Below are 11101 nucleotides of genomic sequence, written 5' to 3' on the forward strand. Positions count from 1 at the left end.
CACATGTTAATTCTAACCTTTTTAATACTCCTTATGCCTTCCTGCGCTAGAACCCGGCCAGGAAGGTCCTTTTTTTGTGGACAAATAGTGGATAACGCTGAGCGTTATCCACTTTCATTTTTCCGCATAACCGCGTTATAAACATCCCGCTTCTGCATCGCTCGATCAGCTGCCGTTCGCTTGATCGCTTCCTTGCGGTCCAACGCATTGCGCTCCTCATAATGCTGGACATGTTCCTCCAATGTGAGCGCCACCCACCAAGACTCGTCTTGTCCCAATATACCAGCACGCTGTGCATGCTCTGTCGCATCGCCATCCGTACCCGTTCTGCCGCCTGAGCTAGCCGAAACGCGTCCTTCAACGACAATGACGTACTCGCCTAATGGAGCGTTCTCCTCTAGCCAAGCAAGACACTCGCTAATCGTCCCCCTCGCCGCTTCCTCATGTCGCTTCGTCAGCTCTCGTACCATCGCAATCCGGCGGTCACCGAGCACCTCTAGCATAACCTTCAGCGTTTTGCTGACACGATGCGGAGATTCGTAGAGCAGTATCGTTCCAGCTTCATAACCGAGCGGCGTTAACCACTCGATTAGCGCTTTGCGCTGACGTGGCGGAAAGCCTGCGAACAAGAATCGGTCGGTAGGAAGACCCGATATGATCAGCGCTGACAAAGCGGCGTTGGCACCCGGAATAGGAACGACTGTAATCTCTCTCTCCACGGCATCGCGTACAAGATCCGCACCAGGATCAGAGATTGCCGGCAGCCCTGCGTCGCTGACTAGCGCTATCGACTTGCCTTCCTCCAGCATTCGTATAAGCTCAGGCCCGCTAGCCTGCTTATTATGCTCGTGGTAACTGACAAGCCTCGTTTGAATTTCAAAATGGGTGAGCAACTTGCGCGTTTGCCTCGTATCCTCCGCTGCAATCAAATCAACCTCACCTAGTGTGCGAACTGCACGGAACGTCATATCCTCTAGATTCCCGATAGGCGTCCCAACCAAATATAACGTTCCACTTGCAGTCGCATTAGCATGAGCAGTAGTAGCCGCTGGCGTTTTAAAGCTTCGTTGAACGAACATTTATACCTCCTCCTTTCTCTCTTGGCCGTCGGACCAAACCCCGTTGCTGCCGTAATAGAGCTTTTTGAGCTCATCGGTGTATTCTCTTTCTGCTGTATAGACAATGAGCGGCGGGAGCAGCTTAACCGATGGTTTGCCATCCCGGATCGCTTCGATTAGCAGCATGTTTGCTTCCGCTTCTGCATGCGGGTGAACGAATCGAATGCGTTTAGGCTCCAGCTTCCAACGGCGGAATGACTCGAGAATATCCATCAATCGATTCGGCCTGTGCACCATGGACACCTTTCCTCCAGTACGCACCAGCCTCGCACTCGCTTCAACCACTTCGTCTAACGTGCAGTGAATTTCATGGCGTGCAATCGCATAATGCTCATTTTCATTCTGATCGCCTGTCTGCGTTTGCATATAAGGCGGGTTAACGGTGACCGCATCATAAATTCCTTGGCCCGCCGTTCGAGGAAAGGTACGCAAATCCCCTTCGATTATTTGAATCTGTTCATCTAAGTTATTTAACGTAACGCTCCGCTTTGCCATATCCGCCAAGCGAGGCTGGATCTCCACCCCATCGATTGCCGCGCGTGTGCGCGTTGATAGCAGCAATGGAATGACTCCATTCCCCGTGCACAAATCAATGACTTTCCCTCTAGGCGGAATGCTCGCGAATCGAGCAAGCAGCACCGCATCCATCGAGAAGCTGAACACTTCACGGCTCTGTATGATTTGAAGCTCTTTGGTCATCAAATCATCAAGTCGTTCCCCCTCTAATAACTGCTGCTCCCGGCTGCCCAAATCGCCTTGATCGCCAGCCCTTGTTTGCTCTATGTCCTTATTCAAAAATACCGCTCCCCCATCTCTCTCTCGCCGATCCAAGCTTGTTAGCCAAACAAAAACAAAGACCCTTTCGGGTCTTGTTTGCCATGCTTTATTTGTTCAAGAAGGACAGACAGAATAAGCAATCGCCTTCCGTTCGCAAATGTCCGTAGTAGACATTGCATATATGAAATCCTTCATGGTATAGGCGTGCCAGGTTATCATGCCCCCCGCTAACGGTTGGCATTGGCTCCTTCACTGTATCAGCCATTTTGACCGTTTCCAAGCCGCTCTCATGTAGGTGATCTTGGATAGTTGACTCGTCCGCTGCGGCTGGCTCCTCTTGAGGCTCCAAGAATGAAGTCCCTTGTCTTAACAGCTTGTGCAATTGATTGTTTTCTATACTGAGCCGCTTATTTTCCTCAAGCAATGACTTGATATGCCGCTTCAGCAAGCCGAGCTCAGCGTGAATTCCGCCAATGCGGCCCTCCAACTCATCCACTTCTACAAACAGATCATTTTTATTATCCAAATCAGTTCCCACCTCAGGACCTTGATGGAACGGGTTATTTCACGACGACATCATCCAGCGGCAGTTCTTTGGGTTTGCCTCCGATGTCGAGCAGTTGTACGTATACTGTCTTACTACCCGCATTAATTCCGGTAACCTTGCCTTCACCTAGCGATGTAATGACAATCTTGCCAACCGACGGGAGCTCCTCTCGAATGCTCTCATAGTTGTCATGCTCATACTTCAAACAACACATTAGCCGTCCGCACAGCCCAGATATCTTCGTTGGATTGAGGGACAAATTCTGATCCTTCGCCATCTTGATCGACACAGGCTCGAAGTCACCCAGCCAAGATGAACAACAGAGCACCCGTCCGCACGGTCCGATACCGCCTAGCATTTTGGCTTCATCACGAACGCCAATCTGACGAAGCTCAATCCGGGTACGGAATACACCGGCTAAATCCTTAACTAACTCCCGAAAATCAACTCGGCCTTCCGCGGTGAAGTAGAATATAATTTTATTGCGATCAAACGTAAATTCCACATCTACCAGCTTCATCTTCAGCTGGTGATTACGGATTTTCTCCAAGCATGTTGTGAAGGCTTGGCTTGCTGATCGTTTATTTTCTTCTACCACTTTCGCGTCGGCTTCGTTCGCGATCCGTATTACTTTCTTAAGGGGGAGGACAACATCCGATTCACCAACCTGTTTTTGTCCAACCACCACTTTACCGTACTCGATGCCGCGAGCCGTTTCGACGATCGCATGTTGATCCTTCGCTACGGGCAGATCGACGGGATCAAAGTAATAGATCTTGCCCGCTTTCTTGAAGCGGACACCGACGACATTATACAAGGCATTAGCCCTCCTGTAGATTCACCAGTAATTGCTCGAGTGCTAACTGTGTTGACACATGGGCGCGTATCCGCCTTCCACACTCCAGCACCTGCTCCATACATCCCACCCAACCATCCGGGGTACGGGCGAATGCATGTTTACTTATCCAATCTGACTGATCTATAAAAACCATATCTTCAAGCCTTCCAGCCTGATAATGAATCATGTCTTTAAACCAAAGTAATAGCATGGCGAGCAAAAGCTGCGGATCTTGTCCAGCTTCAGACTTCACGACCTGCTGCTGAACCGTGACGATCGCCGCTGTGAATCGGCTGATGCTCTCCTTGCCTAATTGTATCACTACGTTTCTCGTTTCTGCAAACCCATTCTGCTGGATAAGCGTACGGCAGGCCTCTGGCCCTGATGCTAAACGGCTAGCAGTCCTCACAAGCGCAGTCGGGAACCCTTCCGCTTCTAGCGCCGTTACAATTTGTTGAGGCCCTAGCGGGGCAAAGGGGATCGTTTGAACGCGTGAACGAATGGTCGGAAGCACTGCTTGTCCATTATCTGTGAGGAGCAGCGCAACAATCGGCGATTGTGGCTCTTCGAGAAATTTCAACAAACTATTCGCCGCTGGCAGCGTCATTGTCTCTGCTCGTTCGACAATATACACTTTCCGCGATTCGCCTACATTTCGATAGGACATCTCCCGCTGAAGCTGTTGAATCTGCCCCAGCTTGATCGACTGTCCATCGGGCTCGATTTGATACAAGTCCGGCTGATTGCCATGCTCGAACTTCCGGCACTCGATGCATTGGCCGCAAGCGTCTTCTCCGCCAGCTGTACAGAACAACGCTTGTGCAAAAGATAGCGCAAGCGCCTTTCGCCCAGTCCCGCGAGGGCCGCTGAACAAATAGGCATGCGATACCTTGCCGCTCCGCAGCGCATAACGCAGCATCCCTTTTGCTTTCTCTTGTCCGGGAACTTGATCCATACTCATGCTGCGCAATTCCTTCCTTCTTCTAGAAGAACAGATTAATGAGCAGTCCTCGAATTTCTCCAATTTTGCTCAATAGCTCGATTCTCCCTTGCTCGGTTTGAAGCAACTCCTCCGCCATCTCAATTAATTTCTCATCGATCTCATCGAGAAGCTTGTACCGTTTAATGCGTCCACGGCGGTCGAAGCCGCGATGCTCCTTAAGCCCAACGCCGCGCCTAACCGTATCCTCTAGAAACTTCTTGATCATCTGCTGATATTGCTTTAGTTCGCGTACGGTCATCGACCGGGCTAACCGCTCGCCCTGGTTATGAATGTCCTGCAGCTTACGCTGCAGCTGCTCTGTTGTTCGTTCTGAGTCATTCTGGTGCAAGACGTCTGAGAAGCTTCTCGTAACGATCGCCTTGTTCAATTGATCTGGCCGCGAACGCTGTTCAAGCGGACGCCATCCTGATTCGATTTTCATCTGTCGTCACGCCCTATCCTTTCACGTTTATCATTAATAATGCTCGAACCTCTCCACTGGAACGACGAATACAGCAGCTCCTCCCACCTGTACCTCCACAGGGAACGGAATGTAAGAATCTGCCGACCCGCTCATCGGTGACATTGGCGTTACGAGCTGATCTCTCACCTTGCAGTTGGAACGGATGACCTGAAGCACTTCATGAACGCGGTCATCTTCAATTCCGATCATAAATGTCGTATTACCGGCTCGAAGAAATCCTCCTGTGCTAGCCAGTTTAGTCGCCCGAAGACCTTCTCGAACGAGCGCATTGGACAAGCGGTTGCTATCCTTATCTTGCACGATTGCGATGACTAGTTTCATCCTCAATCCCTCCCATGACTTCCTTCGGTAATCGACCATCCTTAATATTTTGACATCGATTGCCTAAAATCCTGCCCGCCGTTTCAGGATTATCGACATGCATTGCTCGAAGACAGCATCTGCCGACTGCTCTGCATCAATAACGACGATCCGGTCGCTATACATCTGGGCAAGCTGGAGGAACCCTTCACGGACTTGTTCATGGAACGTTATTGCCTCCAGATCAATTCGGTTGATCTCGCGAACCTCTGCCTCTTGAATACGGCGCAAACCAACCTCCGGCCGCACATCTAGATACAACGTCAGCTTCGGCATCATGCCATCGATTGCAAAAGCATTAATGGCCAGCACTGCCTCCATGCCAATTCCACGCGCATGCCCTTGGTAAGCAAGGCTGCTATCGATAAAACGGTCACACAGCACAACATGCCCCTTCTCGAGCGCCGGCACAACCTTTTCAACTAAATGCTGTCTTCTCGCGGCTGCATACAGTAATGCTTCTGTACGTCCGTCCATTCCGGTATGATTCCGATCCAAAATAACCGCACGGATTTGCTCTGCAATCGGAATACCGCCAGGCTCCCGGGTAATCGTAACTGTATCGCCAAGTGCAGATAGCTCTGCTGCCAAACGACTTATAATCGTCGTCTTGCCTGCGCCCTCTCCACCTTCTATAGTAATGAATACGCCTTGTTCCACTATTAACGCCTCAATTCATCTCAATTCATACTAATAGGAGCTATCCCTATCTTTCATCATAACAAAGCTATTCAAGCCCGTCATCCATTCGTCTTGTCTTGCACAACGCAAATCGTTTGAAGGGACGGATCAGCCGCCCCTTGGCATTTGGCGCCATGCTCGCCAATCCGTTTCAGTTCCTTGGCAACGGTGGCAGTGATCATCTCTCCTGCGTATATAAGAGGTATTCCTGGCGGATAAGGAATTACCGTCTCTGCGCTTCGGTAGCCTGCTGCATGTTCTATAGCAATATTCGTTATCCGTTGGGCATCTACCCTTTTAAAAGAGAAGGCAACCGGCTCAGAAACTGCATCAACTGCTCCCGCCTCTTCCATAGAGTGTGCTACCTCATCCTTCGCTGTGCAGATGCCGTCCCCTTCACGTGGATCAAGGAGGCTCTCCGCTACTGCATCACAGGCAGCTATAATGCGCGACAGCTCTTCATCGCTCATGTAGCCGCCAAATAATAATAGAACGCGTGTCTCGTCAGCCATCTCCGCCCAGCACCCATGCTGCTCAAAACGCTTTTGCAGCTCATAGCCGCTGTACCTGCCTGCACGATCTTTCAACAAGATACGCAGAGGATCAATTAACGGCGTGGAATCCTCCTCTTTGATGCTCGAAGCTATTAAACGGCTGTTTTCGGAATTCAAATGGTTCCGCAGCTTACGGGCCGCTTGAATGCCTGAATCGAACAGGTCGGCCCCCTCGGCCTGTACCATTGCCCGGGCAATATCGATAGATGCCATAATCGGATAAGATGGACTTGAGCTTTGTATGGAGGCTAACACATCTCGTAACCGCCCAAGATCGATCCGAGCTCCCTTAATATGCAGCATAGCCCCCATCGTCATTGCCGTTAAAGTTTTATGCGTAGAATGGACCACAGCGTCGGCTCCGTCAGCTAATGCCGATCGTGGGAACGCAGGGTGGAATCCATAATGCGCCCCATGGGCTTCATCAACTAACAGAGGAATCTGATATTCATGGACCAAGTCAGCATAACCTCGCATGGATACAGCACGTCCATAATAATTAGGCGTACTCAATAAGACAGCCTTAGCTTCTGGGTGACGTTCTAATGCTTCCTTCACTACATGCAGGTCAGGTACTGTCCATGTACCTTCTGCCTCTTCTCTAGAGGGCTGCAAAAATACTGCACTGGCGCCTGCCAACCGCAAACCATTTAAGATCGACTTATGCACGTTACGTTGAACAAGAATTAAGTCACCTGGATCGCAAACAGCCAATATCATGCCATGATTGCCAGCCGTGCTTCCTCCAATGAGAAAGAACGTATGATCAGATCGATACAATTGAGATGCCAACTGCTGCGCCTCTGCTATTACCCCCTCAGGGGCGTGAAGATCATCTGTATGCGACAACTCAGTTATATCAAGAGGCAGCAGCGACTCATATCGATCTATGCCATATCGCTCAGTATTGTTCTGCAGCCCCCGCCTCCAGCTTTCGCCATTGCGGTGTCCAGGAACATGCAGCGACACTGGCCTTGTTAACGCATGCTCATTAAGCTTTTCATACAAGGGAGCATACCCCAGCTTCTCAGCTTTATTTTTCATCTATCCGTCATCCTCTTCAGGTCAGTATACTTGACCCTATTGTAACATTACGAGATTGCACATACCTATCCAAACAAAAAAGAGCCTTTCCATTCAACTGGAAAGGTCTCTTAAGCATTTCGTTGTACCCATATCTGCTTCATTTGATGAATATAAAAAGGGTATCTATCGTCATTTACATCAGTAGCCACCATATCAACTTCGCAGTCCTCACAGATAAATTCCGTTACGATATGGATCCCTTCTTCTTCGCGTTTAAACTCGCCGCATATGATGCATTTACACGTTTGCTGTTGTTCCTCCATGCGAATACCTCCTGTCTGGGGGAATACAAACTAACTATCTACTATTATGGCACACAATCTACCACTTTAGTCACTCCCCTACACCGTTCCCCAATTAAAATATCGTATGTAGGCGATCGTCTAAAGGTGATTATAAATTGAATAAAGATTAGGTTCGCCTTAAGTACCGAGGGCTCGATACCGATATAGGTAAGTAATGAATCCTGTTATTGGAGAACTAATTATGAGACAAACCTTACAAGAACAGCTCAATGCGACTGTTTACCAGTACCGGCTAATTTGTAAATTCATCATCCCTCCAAAGCTGCTTAAAAGCTACAGAATTGTTCCCTTCCTTTTCATTGCTGCCCTAATTGTGCTTTTTAAGCTTAATGGACTACTATACGCTCTTATCGGGTTGCCCGCAGTTATAGTGATCCATTACGTCATTAATCGTCTAACGCTAATACGCGTAGACGAATGGCAACGGCGGAGATGGAGATGGAGTTATATGCTCCCCTTTATTGGCTATGTGCCTGCATCAGAGATACAATTAAGTATTTACCGCAAAACAGAACGTCAAGCCTGTTGGATTGGACTTTGTATATTTATTGCCTTAATGCCTTGGATACACACTAGCGGCTCCATCTGCTTAATCGTATGGCATCTATGGACATGCTTACCTGGTCAAATTACATTGTTTTTGCTCCGCAAGCAAAGTGGCGATGGCGTTCTAAAAATGGACGACAGCGAACTATGTTATTATCATCGCTAAACAAACACGGTACCTCGCGCAGGTACCGTGTTTTCTTTCACTCGCTATATAAAAACAAAAAAGCCACTGTCCATGGACAGTGGCTCATCGTGCTTGGCATCTTCCTACTCTCCCAGGACCCTGCGGTCCAAGTACCATCGGCGTTGGAGGACTTAACGGTCGTGTTCGGGATGGGTACGCGTGGAACCCCTCCGCCATCGACACCAAACGTGCAATCGCTCAGACTAGCTGCTGCGACGCGTGCTGAAGGTTACACCTTCAAAACTGGATGCGAATGATGAATCCTTAGCTTAGTCTTGCTCACGAAGTTTGCTTCTCATACAAGAAGCTGTAGGATAAGCCCTCGACCTATTAGTACTCGTCAGCTGCACGCATTGCTGCGCTTCCACCTCGAGCCTATCAACCTGGTCGTCTTCCAGGGGTCTTACATACTGGGAAATCTCATCTTGAGGGGGGCTTCGCGCTTAGATGCTTTCAGCGCTTATCCCGTCCGCACTTGGCTACCCAGCGATGCTCCTGGCGGAACAACTGGTACACCAGCGGTGCGTCCATCCCGGTCCTCTCGTACTAAGGACAGCTCCTCTCAAATTTCCTACGCCCACGACAGATAGGGACCGAACTGTCTCACGACGTTCTGAACCCAGCTCGCGTACCGCTTTAATGGGCGAACAGCCCAACCCTTGGGACCTACTTCAGCCCCAGGATGCGATGAGCCGACATCGAGGTGCCAAACCTCCCCGTCGATGTGGACTCTTGGGGGAGATAAGCCTGTTATCCCCAGGGTAGCTTTTATCCGTTGAGCGATGGCCCTTCCATTCGGTACCACCGGATCACTAAGCCCGACTTTCGTCCCTGCTCGACTTGTTGGTCTCGCAGTCAAGCTCCCTTATGCCTTTGCACTCTCCGAATGATTTCCAACCATTCTGAGGGAACCTTTGGGCGCCTCCGTTACATTTTAGGAGGCGACCGCCCCAGTCAAACTGCCCACCTGACACGGTCCCCCTACCGGCTTCACGGTAGTGGGTTAGAACTCCGATACGATCAGGGTGGTATCCCAACGGCGCCTCCACCCAAGCTGGCGCTCAGGCTTCCTAGGCTCCCACCTATCCTGTACAGATCGTACCAAAGTCCAATATCAAGCTGCAGTAAAGCTCCATGGGGTCTTTCCGTCTTGTCGCGGGTAACCTGCATCTTCACAGGTATTAAAATTTCACCGGATCTCTCGTTGAGACAGCGCCCAAGTCGTTACGCCATTCGTGCGGGTCAGAATTTACCTGACAAGGAATTTCGCTACCTTAGGACCGTTATAGTTACGGCCGCCGTTTACTGGGGCTTCGGTTCATAGCTTCGCCTTGCGGCTAACCACTCCCCTTAACCTTCCAGCACCGGGCAGGCGTCAGCCCGTATACTTCGCCTTACGGCTTCGCACAGACCTGTGTTTTTGCTAAACAGTCGCTTGGGCCTTTTCACTGCGGCCCCCTCGGGCTATTCACCCTACCGAGGCACCCCTTCTCCCGAAGTTACGGGGTCATTTTGCCGAGTTCCTTAACGAGAGTTCCTCCGCGCGCCTTAGCATGCTCTGCTCGCCTACCTGTGTCGGTTTGCGGTACGGGCACCTTCACCTGGCTAGAAGCTTTTCTTGGCAGCGGGAACACATGACCTTCGGTACTATAATTTTCCCTCCCCATCACAGCCCAGCCTTGCGATGTGCGGATTTGCCTACACATCAGCCTCACTGCTTGGACGGACTATTCCATCAGTCCGCGTCACTATCCTTCTGCGTCACTCCATTGCTCATAACGGTTTACGGTGGTACAGGAATATCAACCTGTTGTCCTTCGACTACGCCTTTCGGCCTCGCCTTAGGTCCCGACTTACCCTGAGCGGACGAGCCTTCCTCAGGAACCCTTAGGCTTTCGGCGGACAAGATTCTCACTTGTCTTTTCGTTACTCATACCGGCATTCTCACTTGAATGCAGTCCACCAGTCCTTCCGGTCTGACTTCAACCCGCATTCAACGCTCCCCTACCCAAGTACCTACTGGTACATGCCATAGCTTCGGTGGTGTGTTTAGCCCCGTTACATTTTCGGCGCAGAGTCACTCGACCAGTGAGCTATTACGCACTCTTTAAATGGTGGCTGCTTCTAAGCCAACATCCTGGTTGTCTGTGCAACTCCACATCCTTTCCCACTTAACACACACTTGGGGACCTTAGCTGATGATCTGGGCTGTTTCCCTCTTGACAATGGATCTTAGCACTCACTGTCTGACTCCCGAGGAGCACGTACATGGCATTCGGAGTTTGACTGGACTTGGTAACCCTTGGCGGGCCCCGCACCCAATCAGTGCTCTACCTCCATGACGCTCATTCTCGAGGCTAGCCCTAAAGCTATTTCGGGGAGAACCAGCTATCTCCGAGTTCGATTGGAATTTCTCCGCTACCCCCACCTCATCCCCGCACTTTTCAACGTGCGTGGGTTCGGGCCTCCAGTGCGTGTTACCGCACCTTCACCCTGGACAGGGGTAGATCACACGGTTTCGGGTCTACGACCACGTACTTATTCGCCCTATTCAGACTCGCTTTCGCTGCGGCTCCGTCTTCCCGACTTAACCTTGCACGTGAACGTAACTCGCCGGTTCATTCTACAAAAGGCAC

10 protein-coding genes and 2 rRNA genes (1 of these 12 cut by a window edge) are annotated in these 11101 nt (G+C 50.4%); all 12 read right to left on the reverse strand.

Going from position 1 to position 11101, the window contains the following annotated elements:
• Positions 1-104: 104 nt before the first annotated feature.
• On the reverse strand, positions 105-1079 hold the full coding sequence (gene rsmI, locus PAECUDRAFT_RS25665) for a 16S rRNA (cytidine(1402)-2'-O)-methyltransferase (protein WP_006038198.1): 975 nt from the start codon (positions 1077-1079) through the stop codon (positions 105-107).
• Positions 1080-1913 (reverse strand): tRNA1(Val) (adenine(37)-N6)-methyltransferase, encoded by an 834-nt coding sequence (locus PAECUDRAFT_RS25670; RefSeq protein ID WP_006038199.1) that lies wholly within the window; start codon positions 1911-1913, stop codon positions 1080-1082.
• 88 nt (positions 1914-2001) lie between these two features.
• Positions 2002-2421 carry an initiation-control protein YabA gene (locus PAECUDRAFT_RS11145; RefSeq protein WP_006038200.1) on the reverse strand — a complete coding sequence of 140 codons (420 nt, stop codon included), beginning with the start codon at positions 2419-2421 and terminating at the stop codon, positions 2002-2004.
• 34 nt (positions 2422-2455) lie between these two features.
• The gene (locus PAECUDRAFT_RS11150) at positions 2456-3259 is read right to left on the reverse strand and encodes a PSP1 domain-containing protein (RefSeq protein WP_006038201.1); all 804 of its coding nucleotides are present in this window, start codon (positions 3257-3259) and stop codon (positions 2456-2458) included.
• Positions 3260-3263: 4 nt separating this feature from the next.
• On the reverse strand, positions 3264-4241 hold the full coding sequence (gene holB / locus PAECUDRAFT_RS11155) for a DNA polymerase III subunit delta' (RefSeq protein WP_006038202.1): 978 nt from the start codon (positions 4239-4241) through the stop codon (positions 3264-3266).
• 22 nt (positions 4242-4263) lie between these two features.
• Positions 4264-4704, reverse strand: a complete 441-nt coding sequence (locus tag PAECUDRAFT_RS11160; protein WP_006038203.1) for a YaaR family protein — start codon at positions 4702-4704, stop codon at positions 4264-4266.
• Between the two features lie 33 nt (positions 4705-4737).
• Positions 4738-5067, reverse strand: a complete 330-nt coding sequence (locus PAECUDRAFT_RS11165) for a cyclic-di-AMP receptor (RefSeq protein ID WP_006038204.1) — start codon at positions 5065-5067, stop codon at positions 4738-4740.
• Positions 5068-5130: 63 nt separating this feature from the next.
• Positions 5131-5766: a dTMP kinase gene (gene tmk / locus PAECUDRAFT_RS11170; protein ID WP_006038205.1), complete on the reverse strand. Its 636-nt coding sequence runs from the start codon at positions 5764-5766 to the stop codon at positions 5131-5133.
• 80 nt (positions 5767-5846) lie between these two features.
• Positions 5847-7385 (reverse strand): aminotransferase class I/II-fold pyridoxal phosphate-dependent enzyme, encoded by a 1539-nt coding sequence (locus PAECUDRAFT_RS11175; RefSeq protein WP_006038206.1) that lies wholly within the window; start codon positions 7383-7385, stop codon positions 5847-5849.
• A 110-nt stretch (positions 7386-7495) separates the two neighbouring features.
• Positions 7496-7690, reverse strand: coding sequence for a sigma factor G inhibitor Gin (locus PAECUDRAFT_RS11180; protein ID WP_006038207.1), 195 nt, complete (start codon positions 7688-7690; stop codon positions 7496-7498).
• An 845-nt stretch (positions 7691-8535) separates the two neighbouring features.
• A 5S ribosomal RNA gene (gene rrf, locus PAECUDRAFT_RS11190) occupies positions 8536-8652 on the reverse strand.
• A gap of 123 nt (positions 8653-8775) precedes the next feature.
• A 23S ribosomal RNA gene (locus PAECUDRAFT_RS11195) occupies positions 8776-11101 on the reverse strand; it runs 605 nt beyond the window's last position.

Source organism: Paenibacillus curdlanolyticus YK9, from assembly GCF_000179615.1.
Taxonomy (GTDB): Bacteria; Bacillota; Bacilli; order Paenibacillales; family Paenibacillaceae; genus Paenibacillus_T; species Paenibacillus_T curdlanolyticus.